Here is a 17,663-nt window from a genome sequence, read left to right on the forward strand (position 1 = left end):
GATCGGGCGGGTTTCAACCACTAGCCGAACCGCCGCCGCGAAATTCGACAGCGCACGGCAATATTTTTTTAGCCGAGCTCGCGCAGGCGTTTCTCGAAGAAACGCTTTTCCGCGTCCGAACTCGCCAGCCCCTGCGCCCGTTCGTAAGCCGCGCGCGCCTCGTCGCGCCGGCCGAGTCGGCGGCAGAAATCGGCGCGCGCCGCGTGCGCGAGGCGATACTCCTGCAACTTGCCGCGGGCGAGCAGCGCGTCGACGAGTGCGAGGCCGGCCGCCGGGCCTTCGTGCATGGCCACCGCCACCGCGCGGTTCAGCTCGACCACCGGCGAGGGCTGGATCGCGAGCAGCGCCGCATACAGCGCGCAAATCTGCCGCCAGTCCGTCGCCTCCGGCGCCGCCGCCTCGGCGTGCACGGCCGCGATCGCCGCCTGCAGCGTGTAGGGCCCGAACCGCCGCGTCGCGAGCGCGCGCTCGACCAAAGCGATGCCCTCGCGAATCAGCGCGCGATCCCACAGCGATCGATCCTGCTGCTCGAGCAGCACGAGTTCGCCGGCGCCGCTCACGCGTGCCGCGCGCCGCGATTCGTGCAACAGCATCAGCGCGAGCAGCCCGACCACCTCCGGCTCCGGCAGCAGTTCGCCGAGCACACGCCCGAGCCGGATCGCTTCCGCCGACAACTCCGCACGGACGAGCGATGGCCCCGACGACGCCGAGTAGCCTTCATTGAACAACAGATACACCACCGCCAGCACCGCACCGAGGCGCTCCGGCAGTTCCGGCCCGGACGGCACCTGGTAGGGAATGCGCTCGTCGCGAATCTTCGCCTTCGCGCGCACGATCCGCTGCGCGATCGTCGGGGCGGTGGTGAGAAACGCCCGCGCGATTTCCTCGGTCGTCAGCCCGCACACCTCGCGCAACGTGAGCGCCGCCCGCGCCTCCGCGGGAAGCGCCGGATGGCAGCAGATGAAAATCAGCCTGAGCCGGTCGTCCGGCAACTCGTCGTCGCCTGTCGGAGCGGGCGGTTGACCGCCGTGCAACGTTTCGGCGATGTCCGCTTGTGCGACGTCGAAACGCGCGCGCCGCCGGATCGCATCGATCGCCGTGAACCGTCCGGCGGAAATCAACCACGCGCGGGGATTCCGGGGAACGCCTTCTGTCGGCCAGCGGCGCAGCGCGGCGTTGAACGCATCGTGCATCGCATCTTCTGCGCGCTCGAAATCGCCGAGCAGCCGGATGAGCGTCGCAAGGATGCGACCGCTTTCGGCCCGGTAAACGGCGTCGAGCTGCGCGCGGAGGTCAGACATGGCGGTGAGAAAAGTGACAGGACTGGTTAAGCGCAAAGACGCGAAGATGGCGAAGCTTCGCGAAGAAAACCAGGACTTGGAGATGGCAATGGCAGTTCGCCCACCGAAGAGCCGCTAGAAAAAATCTTGATTCCCTCTTCGCCCCGGATCGAAGCGGCCCGCCGCGGTTCGATCGGCTCGGCTTTGCCGATCGATCTTCGCACCTTCGCGCCTTCGCGCTTCATTTGGAAACCGAGAAATCGGGTTAAGCGCAAAGACGCGAAGATGGCGAAGCTTCGTGAAGAAGGCGAAGGCGCAACCTCCGCGCGTAGGACTCCATGGTCGGGCATGTCTGTGACCCGCCTTCGATTGACTGAAACGCAAAAAAGCGGGTCAAAGACCCGCCCTACCTCACGACCCCAAGCTTCACGGATCGATCTTCGCACCTTCGCGCTTCGTTCAGATCCGAATTTGATCTAAGCGCGGAGACGCCAGGACGCGAAGCAGCCGCGAGCCAGCGCTCCGCCCGTCCGCTCCTCCAACTCTCAACTCTCAACCCTCAGCTCTCAACCCTCAGCTCTCAACTCCCCCTCCCCCATGCCGCTCCGTCGCAAACACATCTACCGCCCGCCGCCGCCCGCGCCTACGACAATCTATGTTCGACCGGGCTACAACCGCGTGCTCGCCGAGGAATTCGAGGCGCTGAAGGTGAAGCGCGTCGGGCTCGTGCAGGACAAGATCGAAGCCCACAGCCAGGGCGACCTGCGCGAGAACTTCGGCTTCAAGGCCGCCAAGGAGGCCATTCGCGCCGTCGACCGCAAGATGACCGCGCTCGATCGCTTCGTCGCCCGCAACACGTTCATCGAAGTCGATCCGGCGACGTGGCTCACCAAACCCACCGACACCCTGCAACTCGGTCACGTCACCCGGATCGAGAAGCAGGACGTCGCCACGAAACGAATACACCGTTTCACGTTTCTGGTCACGACCTACGGCGAGACCGCGACCGATCCGGATTCGGGCATCGAATGCCTGCCGCACAACTCGCCGCTCGCCACCGCGTTGCTCGGCCTCGCCGCCGGCGCGCAAACCCAGGTGACGCTCCCCGCCGGCGAATCAATCTTGAAAGTGCTCTCGATCCGCAATCCCACGCAGGACGAACTCGACCGCCTGCTCATGCCGATCAAGCCGCCGGAAATCGAGGGCGAGGAGTGAAGGGAGGCGAGGCGGGAGTTGAGAGATGAGGGTTGAGAGTTGAGAGTTGAGAGTGGCTCACCCGATCGGGTGATTTTTGATCGAGGGGTGGCGCGCATCTGTTCCTGCCGCGGAATTCGTGTTACGCTCCGCCGCCCCTCTTCCCCATGATCCGCTTCCTTTCCGTTCTGGCTCTTGTCCTGACCTCGAATCTCGCCGCCACGCCGTTGTCCCTCGGCTCGGCGTCTCCGCTTGACGACGCGTGGACGTTCTCGCTTGCCGACGATCCCGCCGCGAAAGATCCCGGTTTCGACGATCGCAGCTGGGAACGAGTCACCCTCCCGCACGATTGGAGCATCCAGGCGCCACTCGATCCGCAGCTCGCGAGTTGCACCGGCTATCTGCCCGGCGGCGTCGGCTGGTATCGCCGCCAGGTTTTCATTCCGGCGGAGGGCGGCGACAAAGTCTTCTTGTATTTCGAAGGCGTCTATAATCGCAGCGAGGTCTATCTCAACGGCCACCTCCTCGGGCAACGTCCCAACGGCTACGTTTCGTTCTATTACGACGCCACGCCGCACGTGAAGTTCGACGCCGAGAACACCATCGCCGTGCGCGTCGACCACAGCCGTTCCGCCGATTCGCGCTGGTATACCGGCTCCGGCATTTACCGGCACGTTTTCCTCATTCGCTCCGGGCCGGTGCACCTCGCGCCGTGGGGCGTGTTCGTCCGCACCCGTGACGCGGACGACGCGTCAGCCACGCTCGACGTCGACACCGAGCTCCAGAATGAAACCGCCGAAAATCTTCGCGTGCGCGTCGAACAGGTGCTGCTGGATGCACGCGGCGCCGAGGTCGCGGCCGCACACGAGGAGGCTGACCTGCGCGCCCACTCGACCGCGACCGTCACGCAACCGCTCACGGTGCCGTCGCCTCAACTCTGGCGGCTCGCCGCGCCGCATCGGTATCGGTTGCGCACGAGAATCGTTCACGCCGACGGCCGCACGCTCGACCAGACCACGACCACCACCGGGATTCGCACGCTCACGTTCGATCCGGACCGCGGCTTCGCGCTCAACGGCGAGTGGATGAAGATGAAAGGCGCGTGCCTGCATCACGACGCCGGCGTGCTGGGAGCGGCCGTGCCGCGGATTGTCTGGCGGCAGCGGCTCGCGACTCTGAAGGCGCTCGGATGCAACGCCGTGCGCATGAGCCACAATCCGCAGGCGCCCGACGTCTACGAACTCTGCGACGAACTCGGCCTGCTGGTCCTCGACGAGGCGTTCGACGAGTGGGAGTTTCCCAAGCGGAAATGGCTCGAGGGCTGGAACGTGGGGAAACCGGGCTTCGAAGGCTCCGCCGATTTCTTCGCCGAATGGAGCGCGCGCGACCTCGCCGACATGGTGCGCCGCGACCGGAATCACCCGTCGATCTTCGCCTGGAGCATCGGCAATGAAGTCGATTATCCCAACGATCCTTACTCGCATCCCGTCCTCGACGAGGCGCGGATCAGCCAGCCGACAATCGGGAAGTATCAGCCCGACGCGCCCGACGCGCAGCGGCTCGGGGCGATCGCGGAGCGCCTCGCCGCCGTGGTGCGGCAGCACGATCGCTCGCGGCCCGTCACCGCCGCGCTGGCCGGCGTCGTGATGTCCAACGAAACCGGATACCCCGGCGCTCTCGACATCGTCGGCTACAATTACACCGAGGACCGCTACCGCCTCGATCATGAGCACTACCCGCGGCGCGTGATCTACGGCAGCGAAAACCGGCACTCCGTCGACGCCTGGCGCGCGGTGGAGGACAACCCGTTCATTTTCGGCCAGTTTCTCTGGACCGGCATTGATTATCTCGGCGAGGCCGGACGCTGGCCTTCGCGCGGCTCGTCCGCCGGACTCCTCGATCTCACCGGCGCCGTAAAGCCCCGCGGCCGTTTCCGCGAAGCGCTGTGGTCCGACCGGCCGGTGATCCATCTTGGAACGGAACGAAAACCGGACCACGACCGGCGCTCCACGGAATCGTGGCCGCTGTGGAATTACGAGCCCGGCACCGACGTTCGCGTGCTCTGCTACACGAACGCAGCACGGGTGCGTTTGCTACTGAATGGAAAACCCGTCGGCGCCGACCAGCGCCAGGATCCGGCGACGCGAATCATGAAATGGGACCTCCCGTTCACGGCGGGAACGCTCGAAGCGATCGGCTTCGACGAGCACGGCGCGGAGATCGGCCGAACGGTCGTGCGCACGGCGGAAGCGGCGACGGCGCTGCGCGTGCACACGAGCGAACCCGCCGGGCCGGACGGCGGCGTCAGCGTAGTGGCGGTTCAGCTTGTGGACCGTCACGGCGTGCCGGTGTTGAACGCGGACGATGAAGTGACGTGCACGGTTGAAAACGGCCGGCTGCTCGGCCTCGAGGCCGGCAATCTTCGCGACATGTCCGATTACACGGACGCCACGCACCGCGTTCACCACGGCCGGCTCGTCGCTTACGTGCAATCGACCGATTCGACCACCCCGACCCGCGTGCGTTTCACCGCGCCCGGCTTGGCGGAAGCGACGCTCATGTTGCCCGCCCGACCGGCGGATGAAGCGCGACAAACATCGGATTAAGCGCAAAGACGCGAAGGTTGCGAAGGTTCGCGAAGAAAACTCACCCCTACGTCGCTCTAGGCTCTGGGCTCTAGGCTTTGGGCTTTGGTCTCTGAACTTCCCTCCGTGGAAAGGCGGGTCACAGAACCGCCCTACTTTACGGCCACTCTGGCGCGCAGTCGGCTCGATCGGTTCGACTTCTTCGCGAGCCTTCGCCGGCTTCGCGTCTTTGCGCTTAATTAGGTTTCTGGATCCCCAACCAAGCGCGAAACCGTTCGGTCTTCGTTCCTCAACTGAACGGTAATTCTGTGCGTGGGTTGGCGCCCACGGACCGGTGCGGCTATGCGTTTGTCCACCCCTCCCGCCGCGTCCCAACCTCGGGCCGGCAAAAAACTCCCCTCAGACCATGACAATCCCCCTGCCCCGCATGCACCTGTTCAAAACCGCTGCCTTCGCCTCGCTGCTTGTTCTCGCCACGTCCGCCGTGGCTCAGGACGGCACCATCTATCCGCTCGAAACGCCCGCCGAACCCAACGCCATTCCGCTCAACACCGGCGGCGTCGAAAACCAGCCCGCACGCGAAACCTGGTTTCGCCAGTGGGGCGATCCGATGGCGCGCAACATCACCGCGGCCACGCTCACGCCCTTCCTGCCGGATCCCGCCAAAGCCAACGGCGCGGCCGTCATCGTCGCGCCCGGCGGCGGTTTTCGCTGGCTCTCGATGGGCAACGAAGGCTGGGAAGTCGCCCAGGCCCTCGCCGACCGCGGCATCGCGGCGTTTGTCCTGAAATACCGGTTACAACCGACGCCGGTCTCGCTCGAGGATTTCAAGGAATCGATGAACCAGACCTTCGCCGCCGCCGGAGCCGGCGAAAACCGGCCGCGCCCGCCCCGGCCGGATTTGTCGAACCAGCTCGCGGACGCCGAGGCCGCCTACGCACTGATCCTGAAGCGCGCGAAGGAATGGGGCGTCGATCCCTCGCGTCTCGGCATGATCGGCTTTTCGGCCGGCGCCGGGCTCACGATGCATTGCACGCTGCATTCGCAGACGATGAAGCTCGCGTTCATCGGACCGATCTACGGCGGCATGGGCCCGGTCGACGTGCCGAAGGACGCGCCGCCGATGTTCAACGTCATCGCCACCGACGACTTCCTCTTCCGCGGCCAGTTCGGCGTGATCAAGTCGTGGTTCGACGCCGGGCGCCCGGTGGAATTTCACCTGTATCAGAATGGTGGACACGGCTTCGGCCTCGGCAATCCCGACCGCACGAGCAACCGCTGGTTCGACGCGTTCATGCACTGGCTCGACGTGAACGGCTTCCTGAAGCCGGCGGCGAAGAAAACGGATTAAGCGCAAAGACGCGAAGACTGCGAAGGCTCGCGAAGAAGACCGGCGGGAGTGAAGCAAAGCCGTTGTCCCTGGGGACAAATCACCGCCGGCCGAAAACTTGGTTCGTTCTTCACCCCGAATCGAAGCGACCAGCGCCGCCGCGGCGCGCGGGCGGTTCGATCGGTCCGGCTTCGCGGATCGGCCTTCGCTTCTTCGCGCTTTGTTCGAAGACAAAAACCCTCGGATTCAGCGCGAAGGCGCAAAGAGGCAAAGGTTCGCGAAGAAGACAGGCCGGAGTGAGCCAAATCCGTTTCGCCACCCGGCCACTGAACAGCCGGCCGAAAACTTGGTTCGTTCTTCACCCCCGGATCGAAGCGACCAGCGCCGCCGCGGCGCGCCGTCGGTTCGATCGGTTCGGCTTCGCGGATCGGCCTTCGCGCCTTTGCCTCTTTGCGCTTCATCTCCGCGGTCGAAGCCACCCGCGCCGCGGGCTGGCCTTTCGGCGCGAGGTGTGCAGGTTCCGCGGCCTTAATCGTCATGGCCCGCCCTTCCCTCACTCCCCGCGTTCGCGCCGCCCTCCGCCGGTTGGCGGCGGGCCCGCAGGACATGCGCGACGAGGCGCTGTTGCGCGAGATCAACGACGAACTGAAAAAGTTGCCCGTCGACGAAATCGCCTACATCCGCGACCGCGTGCGCTATTCCTGTCCGCCCTGCCCGATGGTGCAGTCGGTGGTGCTGATGCTCAACGGATTGATCGAGGTGAAAAACCTGCAGTTGTGACAGAGCGCAGGAGCGTCGGATTAAGCGCGAAGACGCGAAGGCGGCGAAGATTCGCAAAGAGGAGCGACCTTTTTCCCGAAGACTGCGCGGCCCCCTGCTCTTGAACCCGCTTGCGGCGCACCTGTCCCAGAAACGGCGCCGCTCTTCTTCTCATCCGAATGCGCGGACGTCCGAGTCTTCCATGAGCGCGACTTCCTTTCCCGGTGACGCCAAGGAGCCCGTCCGTCCGGGCACACCGGAGTCGAAGCGCGAGCTGGCGACACGGCGGACGATCACGTTGACCGGCGGAACGCGTTTATCGTTTTTGACCGCGGGCAACGCGTCAGCGCCGGCGGTGCTCCTTCTACACGGATTTCCCAATTCGGCCCGGAGCTTCCGCGGGATAATCCCCGTGCTGGCGCGAACGGCGTTTGTGATCGCGCCCGACCTCCCGGGCTTCGGCGAGTCCGACCCGCTGCCTTCCGCGTCGTTCGAGGCGTTTGCGGAGGCCGTCGCCGAGTTGCTCGATCATCTGGCGGTCGGACCGCGTTTCATATATCTGCACGACTTCGGCGCACCGGTCGGGCTCCGCTTGGCGATGGCGGCGCCCGATCGTGTGCTGGGTCTCGTCATTCAAAACGGCAACGCGCATCGCACCGGTCTCGGTCCCCAATGGGCGGATACGATGGCCTTCTGGTCGGCGCCGAATGAACACAACGAAGCCGCGGCCACCGCACACCTCACGCTTGAGGGCATCCGCGCCCAATACGTGGCTGGCGTGCCTGCCGAGGTCGCCGACCGCATCTCACCGTCAGTCTGGGAAGAAGACTGGCAGGTGATGTGCCGGCCCGGCCGGATGGAAACGCAACGCGCCCTCATCGCGGACTATGCGCGGCACGTGGCGCGCTTCGACGCCATCGCCCACTATCTCGCCGCCCGCCAGCCGCCGGCGCTGATGGTGTGGGGCCGACACGACGCCTTCTTCGAGATCGCCGAGACCGTGTCGTGGATGCAGGCGCTGCCCCGAATGGAAGCGCACATTCTCGATGGCGGACACTTCCTGCTGGAAACCCACGCCGAAACGGCGGCAGCCCTCCTTCTCGACTTCATCCGCCGTTTCGCGCCGGCGTCACGCGAAGCCTGAGCGGTTGGCCGTTCGACAACTCTATGCCAGCGGCAAAGCCACGGCCGATCAGGCCTGGAGCATGGCTCTGGTCTTTGCGATCGGCCTTCTGCTCGGAGTCGCAGCTCTGTGGATACGCGACCGGTTCCGGCTCCAGCCCGAGAAGCGGCAGATCGAAGCCCTGCTGCGCGATCTCGACGCGCCGGCCGCGTCGTGAACTTCGCGCCTTCCCGCCTTCGCGTTGTTCGAAGAGAAAAACCGTCGGACTCAGCGCAAAGGCGCGAGGAGGGCGAACGTTCGGCAAGAAGAATGCCCGGAATGAGGCGAATCCGTTCCGCCACCCGATACCAAGTCGCCGGGCCGAAAACTTGGTTCGTTCTTCACCCCACTCGCGCACGCCCGCGACCCAGTCGCACCCAAATGAGCCCACGGAACACACCGATCACACGGAATTCAGAACCATTCTTCCGTGTATTCCGTGTGTTCCGTGGGCCAAATCCGAAACTTTCGTGTTTTTCGTGGTTCCCCATCCGATCGAAGCGACCGCCGCCGTCGCGGCTCGCGCTCAATAACGCCGGCGGGCGCGCGGGCGGTAGGTCGAGGACGTATCCTTTACGCGATACGTGATGCGCGCCTTCTCCGTGTCGTAGGGGCTCATCTCCATTTTCACGGTGTCGCCGGCGGCGATCTTGATGAAGTGCTTGCGCAACTTGCCGGAGATGTGCCCCAGCACGACGTGGCCGTTGGAAAGCTGCACCCGGAACATGGTGCCGGGCAGCACAGCTACGATCTTTCCTTCAACTTCGATATGAGATGCAGATTTCGAGTCTGGGCGGGTGGTGGATGTATTTTGGATCAAGCGGGCACCCTAACCGACCATTCCACTAATGCAACGTGCGAAACCCGCATGACCGGTGGTTTTCACCCACATTTTTCGTCTCGCGAAGCGCGCGCCCACCCACGGCAATGATTTCGAACCCCGCTCAACGCCAGCCTCACACCCGAACTCCTCTTCACCATGCGCTTCCGCTTCCTCACCGCCACCCTTCTCTTCAGCTGCCTCGCCCTGGTCACCAACGCCGCCGCAAACGACAAGGCCGGCGCCGCCGCCTACAGCAGCAGCGTAACGACGAAGATTCTGCTGCAAACACAGACGGACGGTGCAGGCGCCAAACTGGTTTATCCAACGCAGGCGCCGGCGGAGGTGACCGCCGTCCTCGTCGAACTCGCGCCCGGACGCCAGACCAACTGGCACCGCCATCCAGTCCCCTGCTTCGCTTATATCCTCGACGGCGAGATCACCGTTGAAACCGAGACCGGCGAAAAAAAGACCTTCAAGGCCGGGGACGCCCTGCCCGAGGTCGTCGACCTGCTGCACAACGGCATCAACACCGGCGCGACGCCCGTGCGCCTCGTTCTGTTTGTCATCGGCACGGTGGGCCAGCCGTTCGCGGTGCGCGCCGCTGCGCCCTGATCGCCCTCGCCGCGCGGCTGGTGCCGGGCCCCGAGCCCGGCGATCGCGACCCGCCAACTGTCCGCGCCACCTTCTGCCGCTAGGTCACAGGTGTTCTTCGTAAGTGATGTCGATCTTGGCGGTGAAGGCTTTCTTTTTGGCTTCGCCCTGGAACCGAATGCTGTGGGTGCGCTCGTCGTAGCTCCAGCCGTTCTCCGGATCGGGCTTCACCTCGACGCCGTCGACCAACACGCGGAAACTCTTCTTGTATAACGTGGCGCCCGGAGCGACCGGATCGAGCGCCACCGCCACCGTGTCGGCGATGCGATCGCCGAGTGCCGCCAGCGGCGCCGAAAAATCGCTCTCGATGTTCAACACCGTCCCACCCGTGAGCTCGGCGGCGCGGCGGTGCGAGATGTTGTCCGGCGCGACCACCGCGTGCATCTCGATCTTCCCGCGTTTGTTGCCTTTCGCGATGATGAACGGCCGCAACACCCAGTAATTGATATAGCCGTCGAGCGTCTGCCGATTCTTCGGATGCCGCGCGTTATATTGGTTGAGCAGATCCGGCAGCGTTCCGTTTTCGATCCACTCGGCTTTCTGCGTGCCGTCCCTTTCCTCCTTCCACAACGCCATGCGCGTCTCCTCCTCGTCCATGAAGAACACCACAATGGTGGTCGCTTCCGGACGCAGGAACGTGTGCTGCTTGTTGTAGTAATTCGCGACGAAATTATACACCGCGGTGAACGCCGTGCGGTTACTGTCGCCGTTGGTGCCGACCTTCACCAACTCGGCAAAGAGGCTGTCCGGTGTCTTCGGCGTCACCCACGGCTGCGCCATGGCCGGCAGCGTCACGAGGCGCCCATTGCTGGCGACGCGCTTCGTGGTCTGCTTCGGTCGCCCACGCCAGTCGAGGACGGGTTTTCCCGCCGCATCGAGCTCCACCGTGCGGACTTGTTTATAGAAACGCTGATCCTCGGCGCGGACGCCCGGCTCCGCATTGACGAAGTCCGTTGTCAGCACGCCGATGCGATAGTCCAGGTCGCGCGTGTGGAAGAGCTGGCGGAACCGGCTCAGGTTGGCCGCGATGCGACTCTGGTGCGCCGCCATGGACGGCGAATTATTGATGACAAACACGAGATCGACCTCGCGGCTGCGGGAGCGGTCGGCGGTCACGTGGCGCACCCGGCGGATCGGCTCGACGTGCACGACGACGACGTTCTCCACGCCGAGGTGCGGGTTGTTCTCGTCGACCGTATAGTATTTGAAACGGTCCTCGCCGATGAAGCCGGGATTCGGCGCGTAGGTGAGCTGGCCGGTGGCGCGATCGAGCTTGGCGGTGCCGTTCTGCGGCTTCGCCTGCTCGTCGAGCAGGTAGGCGACCTTCGGGTCGCTGACAGCCGCGCGGTCGACGGGAGACATGAAATCCTCGTGGCTCGGGACCTTGTACATCGCCGGCTGATTCGGCCGGGTCGTGAGCGCGACCTCGCGAACGTTCATCCCCCGGACGCGCGTCGCATCGACCTCCAGCTTCTGCAGCATCACTGGCGGTGGCGGGCTGACGGCGATCACGACGGTGTTCTTGAACACGAGGCCCGATGTTTCGTTGCGCACCGTATAGGAGAAGGAATCCTCGCCTTGATAGTCGTCGTCCGCCCGATACGCGAAATAGCCCAGCCGCGACGTCTTGTTCTTGAAGAAGTCCGAATCGTCGCCGCCCGCGAGGCCCACGCGGCCATGCAACGGCTCCTCGGTGATGGTGAAGACGAGATCGTTGTCGCCATTCGCGCTCTGCAACTCGTCGGCGAAGACGAGCTGTCCATAAACGCCGCCATCCTCAGCGTCGAACTCCAGCCGCTTCATGGAAACAATCGGCTCCGCTTCGCCGCCGGCGCCGCCCGGAGCAGTCGCCGTTTCGTTTGCCGGGGCAGCGGGATCGGCGGCCCAGGCGGGTGTCAGGGCCAGAAGGCAGGTCAGCAGAAAAACGCGCAACAGGCCGCGGGCGGAAAATCCGAGGCTCGAAACAGTAAAAAGTGAGCGGCGCATAAAGGTAGAGTCCGTCATGTCAGAGAACGCGGAGTTCCGCCAAGCTTCCGCTAACCCGCCCGCTGTCAACGGTCCGGAAACCATTCCGGCCCGACCGCAAGCCGTTCGCCAGCACGTTCTCGCCACGCCGTCGCATCGGAACGCGACTTACAGGACGCACGGCGCGCGTAACGGCACCGGGTCAGCGAGCGAGCTGACGCTGCGCCTGCTCAAAGCCCTGGCGGGCGCCGTCGTGCGCGGGAGCGATCTTCAGAGCCGCAACGAACTCCTCGGCCGCTTCGCCCGGCCGGCCCAGATCAAGCAACACGCAGCCGAGCACATGGCGCATGTCGGCGTTGCCCGGCTGCAGCTCCACGGCGCGTCGCACGTGCGACGCCGCGTCGCCCAGGCGCTGCGACATCGCGTAAACGAGACCAAGTTTGAACTCGGCTTCGGCGTTGTCCGGTTGCTCGCGACGCGCCTCCTCGAGCAGCGCGCGCGCCTCGGCGACGCGTCCGGAATTCGCGAGCGCCCAGCCGAGGTTCACGCGGGCGACGGTCAGCCCGGGCTCGAGTTCGAGGGCGCGGCGAAAGGCCGCCTCGCCCGCCGCGGCGTCGCGCAGCGCCATCAACGTGACACCCAGCGTGTTGTGAGCGTTCGCGAACCGCGGCTGGAGCTGAATCGCTCGTTCGAGCAACGGCCGAGCCTCGGCGGCGCGGCCCAGACGGTTGAGGACATTGCCGAAGCTGTTGAGCGTTTCCGGGAAATCCGGCTTCAGCTCGTTCGCGCGCAGCAGGTGCGGCAAGGCTTCCGCCGTGCGACCGGCGTCGTCGAGCGCGATGCCGAGATTCAAATGCGCGACCCAGCTCGCGGGATTGCGCGCCAGGGTCGCTTCATAAAGGGCGAACCCGTTCCGATACGTGCCGCTCTGCCGCCACGTGAGTCCCGCAAGCACGAGGAGCACCGCCGCCGCGAGCGCCGGACCGCTCCAGCGCGGCCAGGGCAGCCGCGCGTATCCAAGCTTCACCGACGCCGCGAACAGCGCGATCATCGCGAGGCTCGCGTGATATTGGAAGTGATCCGCCACGTAGGAGAACACGAACGGGTAAACGTTCACGAATCCCAGCACGGGAAAGAGCGTGCCGCCGAACAGCAGGAGCGCCGCCAACGGTCCGCGATGGCGCCGGCTCCAGGCGACGGCGAGGGCGATCGCCGCTAGCGCCGCGAGCGGAAACAACAGTTGCCAACCGACGGACGCGTCGATCGTCCAGCGCGGATAAAAGAACGCCAGCCCGACCGGCCACACCAGTTTCCCGAGGTAAAACCACACGACGCGGCCGGCGAGCAGCACGCGCTCCACGGCATCGAGCCCGAAGTCGGCGCCCTGCGCCCCGATCCCGACACGCTCGAACCAGGCGGTGAAAAGTCCCGCGGCGGCGCCGAGCACGAACCAGGGCAGCAGCGGCCGCACGTCCGCACGCCAGGAGAGCCGGCCGCGCCGCCACCATGCGATCACGAGCAGCGCCGCCGGCAGCGTGGCGGTGACGGATTTCGTCAGCAACGCGGCGACAAACCACAACGTGGCAACCGCGTAACGGCGCGGCCGCCGGTCGGTTTCGAAACGCAACCACGCGAGCGCCGCCGCCAGATAAAAGACCAGCGAGAGCGTGTTCTTCTGCTCCGAGATCCAAGCCACCGATTCGACCGCCACCGGATGCAGGACGAACACGAAGCCGGCCAGCAGCGCGCCGGGGACCGCGAGCCGCCGCAACAGCGTCACGAACAGGCAGGCCGACGTCGCGTGCCACAACACATTGATCAAATGATAGCCGAGCGGAGCGTCGCCCCAGATCCGGTGCTCGAGCCAGAACGCCGAATGCAGCAGCGGATAATACTGCTGCGTCGCGCCCGGCTCGAACCAGACGCGGAACAATCCCGACCACGATTGTAGTGCCGGATTGGTGACATGGCCGGCGTCGTCCCATAGAAACGTCCCCCGCAGCGCCGGCAGGTAAGCAGCGAGCGCGGCGACGAGCAGCAAAACGAACACCGTTCCCGTCGGCGCCGCGAGCTCTTGGCGAGACGAGGCGGAAGGGGGCGATCGCTTCATGTGGCGCAGCAAACCTCGCGGCTCCCACCCGGGCAAGCCCGTTGCCGCTCCGGGTGCCGACGGAGTTTTCCGCGACCGTCAAACGCGTGAACCCGCCCTGCGGTGCGGCGCCAGGGAGCCGTTTGCGCTGACGATTCCAGCGCGCCTGATGCGGCAGATCGCGGCACCAGCACGCACCGCACGATTGCGCCGGTGACGGTTTCGCGGTGTCGTTTTCCGCGATGGGTTCACCACATCCGAGAGTTCCACCGCTGGTCATCCTGCTGCTCGTCGGCGGACTGATGCTGCTCCTCGCGCGGACGGTGCCGGTGCGGAGCTATGAACTCCCGTGGCGCAAGCCCGCCGTCGGCCTGATCGCTTTCATTGGCGGCGTGATCGTGGTGTCGGGTGTCGTCTCGTTTCGCCGCGCCCGGACCACCGTCAACCCGCGCCAGCCGCAGCGAGCGTCGGCCCTCGTCACCTCGGGCGTCTATCGCCTCACCCGCAACCCCATGTATCTCGGCATGCTGCTCTGGCTGATTGCCTGGACCGGGTGGCTCGCGCACCCGCTCGCGCTGCTCGGCCCGGCGCTCTTTGTGGTCGGCATGAATCGTTTTCAGATCAAGCCGGAGGAGGCCGCACTCGAGCGACTTTTCGGCGAAGCCTTCCTCGCCTATCGGCGAAAAGTCCGCCGCTGGATCTGACACGAACTTCGCGCGGCGGCGGTCGCTCTCATCGCGCCCGCGCTGGTCGTGAGCTCCGGTCAAATCCGGGGCTTCCCGGCGTAACACCGACGCGCGCCGGCCCGCACCGTCCCGACCCACCTTAGGATAGGCACAAAAAAGCCTGCCAGGAGAGAGGAGTCCGCCGCGCGCCTTTGCTAAACTGTCCCAGCCAGGTGCCACCCTGCTTGCGCGTTTGATATGCACCCTCGCCTCGACCGCGCACTGGCGCCCCACAGTATGGACCCCACCCCGCACCGCGTGATGAAACCTGTCCACCTTGCTTTTGCGCTCTGCGCTTTCGCTGCGATCGCGCTGACCTCCGCGTTCGCCGACCAGGGCGCGCTCGCGGGGCATCGTCACCGCGTGATTGTGTCGACCGATATCGGCGGCACGGACTTCGACGATTTTCAGTCGATGGTGCACGTGCTGCTCTACGCCGACGTCCTCGATCTCGAAGGATTGATCGCGTCGCCCTACGGCGCAGGTCGCAAGGAGCACATCCTGCAGGTCATCGATTGCTATGCGCGCGATTACGCCAACCTCCGCACGTATTCCGCGCGTTACCCGGAGCCCGACGCGTTGCGCGCGATCACGCAGCAGGGCGAAATCGAAGCCGCGCCCTATGCCGGATTTCGCCGCCCGACCGCCGGCTCCGATTGGATCGTCCGCTGCGCGCGGCGTGACGATCCGCGTCCGCTGCACGTGCTCGTCTGGGGCGGCATCGAGGACGTCGCGCAAGCGCTCCACGATGCGCCCGACATCCTGCCGAAGTTGCGCGTGTATTTCATCGGTGGCCCGAACAAGAAATGGAGCCCCGACGCCTATCACTACCTCGCGACGCAGCATCCGAATCTGTGGATGATCGAGTCCAACGCGACCTACCGCGGCTGGTTCACCGGCGGCAACCAGGAGGGCGATCTCGGCAGCGAGACGTTCGCCGCGGCGCATGCGGCGGGCCGCGGCGCGCTCGGCGACTTCTTCGCGCGCGGGATCCGGCTCGAAGAGCGCACGCGCACCTCGCTGAAAATGGGCGACACGCCGACCGTGAGCTGGCTGCTGCGGGGCAATCCCGAGCTGCCGTTTCAACCCGGTTGGGGCGGTCGCTACGTCCGCGCGTGGCCGCGGCCTTACGCGCGCTTCGATCGCCTCACGACGGCGGAGGATCGCCTGGAAATCTTCGGCATTCTCGAGCTCGTTCTGCCGCTCGGCCCGAACGCCCCCGCCGCGCCATCCGCGGAATTGGTCGTGGATAACCAAAACCTCGCCGGCTGGCCCGATGGCGCCGGCGCGATCCGGTTTCGTTTCTGTCCCAAGGACGCGAAAACCTATCGCTACACGGTGCGCAGCAACGCGCCGGCGCTCGACGGAAAAACAGGCGCGATCACGTCGGTGTTTCCCGCGGCCGACGCCGCGCTCGCGGTCGATCCCACGCATCCGCAGTGGTGGACCGACGACCCATCGCCCGCCGTCGCCGAAGGTCGGCACCACGGCGCGAAAACCATCAGCCAGTGGCGCGAGGATTTCCTGCGCGATTTCGCCACACGACTCGAACGCTGCCGCGCGCCCGCGAACGCACCGGCCTCGCGCTAATGTTCAACGCTTCCGCCACGTTGCCGCTGGCGCCGCCGAGGCAAGACTCCTTCCGCTCATGAAACGTCACGTCCGCCTCGCTCTTCTCGCCCTCGCCTGCTGCGTCCCGCTGCTCGCGACCGGCGCCGCCCATCCGCGCGTCTTCATCCTCTCCGACATCGAAGCCGACCCGGACGACACGCAGAGCCTCGTGCGGCTGCTGCTGTATTCAGATTGTCTCGACATCGAGGGCCTGGTGGCGACGACCTCCACCTGGAAACGCACGTCCGTCGCGCCGGAGTCGATGCACGCAGTGATTCGCGCCTACGCCAAGGTTCACACCAATCTGCTCCAGCACGATCGCGGCTATCCGCAACCCGACGCGCTCGACGCCTTGGTGAAATCCGGTCGGCCTGAATATGGCATGAGCGGCGTCGGCGACGGCAAGGACAGCGAAGGCTCCGACTGGTTGATTCACGTCCTCGAGAAAAGCGACGAGCGCCCCCTGTGGATCTCCGTCTGGGGCGGCGCCAACACGCTCGCGCAGGCCCTGCACAAACTGCGCGCGACGCGCTCCGCCGCGGAGGTCGATCGTCTCGTGGCCAAGCTCCGCGTTTATACAATCTCCGACCAGGACGACAGCGGCCCTTGGCTGCGGAAGGAATTCCCGAACCTCTTCTATATTGTCACGCCCGGCGGCGACTACGGTGCGGCCACCTGGAGCGGCATCAACAGCGTCATCGACGGGATGGACAACACCACGATCAGCAATCGCTGGATCGCGACCCATCTGCAGCAGGGTCACGGTCCACTCGGCGCCGTTTATCCCGATGTCGCGTGGGGCGTGGAGGGCGACACGCCGAGTTTCCTCGGCCTGGTCCCCAACGGGCTGAACGCTCCCGAGCATCCCGATTACGGCGGCTGGGGAGGACGTTACGAACGCTACCGGCCCGACGTGCCGGTCGCGGATCCGAAGACGTTCATCGGCGGCATTCCCATTCCGCCGGAAACGCGTCCGATCTGGACCAACGCGATCGACACCTACGCGCCGCCGCAGACGCCCGCTTACGGCCGCGCGACGCGCCCGGGCGAAAAGACGTTCCGCGATTTCAAGACGACGCTCTGGCGATGGCGCGACGATTTTCAAAACGACTTCGCCGCGCGCATGGATTGGACCACCAAGCCTTTCGCCGAGGCAAATCACCCGCCAGTTCCCGTGCTCGATCATCCCGCCCAGCTCACCGTTAAATCCGGCGAGGGCTTCGGCCTCAGCGCGCACCGCAGCAGCGATCCCGACGGCGACAGCCTGAGCTTCTACTGGTTTCACTACCCTGAAGCCGGCAGCTACCGGCAACTGGTGAAAATCGACGGCGCCGAAAACGCCATCGGCGCCTGGGTGATCGCACCCAAGGTAGAAAAACCCGAGACGCTCCACTTCATTCTTCGACTCACCGACAAGGGCAGCCCCGCCTTGTCGCGCTATCAACGCGTGATCGTGACCGTCACGCCGTAAGTGACGTAGCCTTTTTCC

At 65.5% G+C, this 17,663-nt stretch carries 14 protein-coding genes; 10 read left to right on the forward strand and 4 right to left on the reverse strand.

The window, feature by feature from the left end; genetic code table 11:
• Positions 1 to 68: 68 nt before the first annotated feature.
• Positions 69 to 1,301, reverse strand: coding sequence for an RNA polymerase sigma factor (locus AC6RV7_RS05870; RefSeq protein WP_500092976.1), 1,233 nt, complete (start codon positions 1,299 to 1,301; stop codon positions 69 to 71).
• A gap of 576 nt (positions 1,302 to 1,877) precedes the next feature.
• Between AC6RV7_RS05870 and AC6RV7_RS05875 the strand changes: the two genes are divergently transcribed.
• The 6 genes from AC6RV7_RS05875 to AC6RV7_RS05900 all read left to right on the forward strand — a co-directional run bounded on the left by AC6RV7_RS05875 (position 1,878) and on the right by AC6RV7_RS05900 (position 8,488).
• Positions 1,878 to 2,495, forward strand: coding sequence for a GreA/GreB family elongation factor (locus AC6RV7_RS05875; RefSeq protein WP_500092977.1), 618 nt, complete (start codon positions 1,878 to 1,880; stop codon positions 2,493 to 2,495).
• 146 nt (positions 2,496 to 2,641) lie between these two features.
• Complete coding sequence (locus AC6RV7_RS05880; RefSeq protein ID WP_500092978.1) at positions 2,642 to 5,080, forward strand: glycoside hydrolase family 2 TIM barrel-domain containing protein; 2,439 nt, start codon at positions 2,642 to 2,644, stop codon at positions 5,078 to 5,080.
• Between the two features lie 406 nt (positions 5,081 to 5,486).
• The gene (locus tag AC6RV7_RS05885; RefSeq protein ID WP_500093010.1) at positions 5,487 to 6,410 is read left to right on the forward strand and encodes an alpha/beta hydrolase; all 924 of its coding nucleotides are present in this window, start codon (positions 5,487 to 5,489) and stop codon (positions 6,408 to 6,410) included.
• A 516-nt stretch (positions 6,411 to 6,926) separates the two neighbouring features.
• A complete protein-coding gene (locus AC6RV7_RS05890; RefSeq protein WP_500092979.1) occupies positions 6,927 to 7,169 on the forward strand; it encodes a hypothetical protein in 243 nt (80 codons plus the stop codon).
• 181 nt (positions 7,170 to 7,350) lie between these two features.
• Positions 7,351 to 8,292: an alpha/beta fold hydrolase gene (locus tag AC6RV7_RS05895; protein WP_500092980.1), complete on the forward strand. Its 942-nt coding sequence runs from the start codon at positions 7,351 to 7,353 to the stop codon at positions 8,290 to 8,292.
• 61 nt (positions 8,293 to 8,353) lie between these two features.
• On the forward strand, positions 8,354 to 8,488 hold the full coding sequence (locus tag AC6RV7_RS05900; protein WP_500092981.1) for a hypothetical protein: 135 nt from the start codon (positions 8,354 to 8,356) through the stop codon (positions 8,486 to 8,488).
• Positions 8,489 to 8,836: 348 nt separating this feature from the next.
• Here the strand turns inward: AC6RV7_RS05900 and infA are convergent, their stop codons facing one another.
• Positions 8,837 to 9,079, reverse strand: a complete 243-nt coding sequence (gene infA / locus AC6RV7_RS05905) for a translation initiation factor IF-1 (protein WP_500093011.1) — start codon at positions 9,077 to 9,079, stop codon at positions 8,837 to 8,839.
• A 210-nt stretch (positions 9,080 to 9,289) separates the two neighbouring features.
• Between infA and AC6RV7_RS05910 the strand changes: the two genes are divergently transcribed.
• Positions 9,290 to 9,745, forward strand: coding sequence for a cupin domain-containing protein (locus AC6RV7_RS05910; RefSeq protein ID WP_500092982.1), 456 nt, complete (start codon positions 9,290 to 9,292; stop codon positions 9,743 to 9,745).
• Between the two features lie 84 nt (positions 9,746 to 9,829).
• On the opposite strand, the gene AC6RV7_RS05915 is transcribed toward AC6RV7_RS05910, so the two are convergent.
• Entirely contained in the window at positions 9,830 to 11,770 is a 1,941-nt protein-coding gene (locus AC6RV7_RS05915) for an Ig-like domain-containing protein (protein ID WP_500092983.1), read from the reverse strand.
• 181 nt (positions 11,771 to 11,951) lie between these two features.
• Complete coding sequence (locus tag AC6RV7_RS05920) at positions 11,952 to 13,859, reverse strand: tetratricopeptide repeat protein (protein ID WP_500092984.1); 1,908 nt, start codon at positions 13,857 to 13,859, stop codon at positions 11,952 to 11,954.
• Between the two features lie 221 nt (positions 13,860 to 14,080).
• Here AC6RV7_RS05920 and AC6RV7_RS05925 point away from each other — a divergent pair, with 221 nt between their 5' ends.
• The 3 genes from AC6RV7_RS05925 (at position 14,081) to AC6RV7_RS05935 (ending at position 17,645) form a co-directional block, all read left to right on the forward strand.
• Positions 14,081 to 14,542: a methyltransferase family protein gene (locus AC6RV7_RS05925; RefSeq protein WP_500092985.1), complete on the forward strand. Its 462-nt coding sequence runs from the start codon at positions 14,081 to 14,083 to the stop codon at positions 14,540 to 14,542.
• Positions 14,543 to 14,824: 282 nt separating this feature from the next.
• Positions 14,825 to 16,153 carry a nucleoside hydrolase-like domain-containing protein gene (locus AC6RV7_RS05930; RefSeq protein ID WP_500092986.1) on the forward strand — a complete coding sequence of 443 codons (1,329 nt, stop codon included), beginning with the start codon at positions 14,825 to 14,827 and terminating at the stop codon, positions 16,151 to 16,153.
• 58 nt (positions 16,154 to 16,211) lie between these two features.
• The gene (locus AC6RV7_RS05935; protein WP_500092987.1) at positions 16,212 to 17,645 is read left to right on the forward strand and encodes a DUF1593 domain-containing protein; all 1,434 of its coding nucleotides are present in this window, start codon (positions 16,212 to 16,214) and stop codon (positions 17,643 to 17,645) included.
• The last annotated feature ends 18 nt before the right edge of the window (positions 17,646 to 17,663 follow it).

The organism is Opitutus sp. sgz309028, from assembly GCF_059821195.1.

Bases quoted from the DNA above. Each gene is read 5' to 3' on its own strand.
- AC6RV7_RS05870 (WP_500092976.1), bottom strand. From the start codon at position 1,301: ATGTCTGACCTCCGCGCGCAGCTCGACGCCGTTTACCGGGCCGAAAGC.
- AC6RV7_RS05875 (WP_500092977.1), top strand. From the start codon at position 1,878: ATGCCGCTCCGTCGCAAACACATCTACCGCCCGCCGCCGCCCGCGCCT.
- AC6RV7_RS05880 (WP_500092978.1), top strand. From the start codon at position 2,642: ATGATCCGCTTCCTTTCCGTTCTGGCTCTTGTCCTGACCTCGAATCTC.
- AC6RV7_RS05885 (WP_500093010.1), top strand. From the start codon at position 5,487: ATGCACCTGTTCAAAACCGCTGCCTTCGCCTCGCTGCTTGTTCTCGCC.
- AC6RV7_RS05890 (WP_500092979.1), top strand. From the start codon at position 6,927: ATGGCCCGCCCTTCCCTCACTCCCCGCGTTCGCGCCGCCCTCCGCCGG.
- AC6RV7_RS05895 (WP_500092980.1), top strand. From the start codon at position 7,351: ATGAGCGCGACTTCCTTTCCCGGTGACGCCAAGGAGCCCGTCCGTCCG.
- AC6RV7_RS05900 (WP_500092981.1), top strand. From the start codon at position 8,354: ATGGCTCTGGTCTTTGCGATCGGCCTTCTGCTCGGAGTCGCAGCTCTG.
- AC6RV7_RS05910 (WP_500092982.1), top strand. From the start codon at position 9,290: ATGCGCTTCCGCTTCCTCACCGCCACCCTTCTCTTCAGCTGCCTCGCC.
- AC6RV7_RS05915 (WP_500092983.1), bottom strand. From the start codon at position 11,770: ATGCGCCGCTCACTTTTTACTGTTTCGAGCCTCGGATTTTCCGCCCGC.
- AC6RV7_RS05920 (WP_500092984.1), bottom strand. From the start codon at position 13,859: ATGAAGCGATCGCCCCCTTCCGCCTCGTCTCGCCAAGAGCTCGCGGCG.
- AC6RV7_RS05925 (WP_500092985.1), top strand. From the start codon at position 14,081: ATGGGTTCACCACATCCGAGAGTTCCACCGCTGGTCATCCTGCTGCTC.
- AC6RV7_RS05930 (WP_500092986.1), top strand. From the start codon at position 14,825: ATGAAACCTGTCCACCTTGCTTTTGCGCTCTGCGCTTTCGCTGCGATC.
- AC6RV7_RS05935 (WP_500092987.1), top strand. From the start codon at position 16,212: ATGAAACGTCACGTCCGCCTCGCTCTTCTCGCCCTCGCCTGCTGCGTC.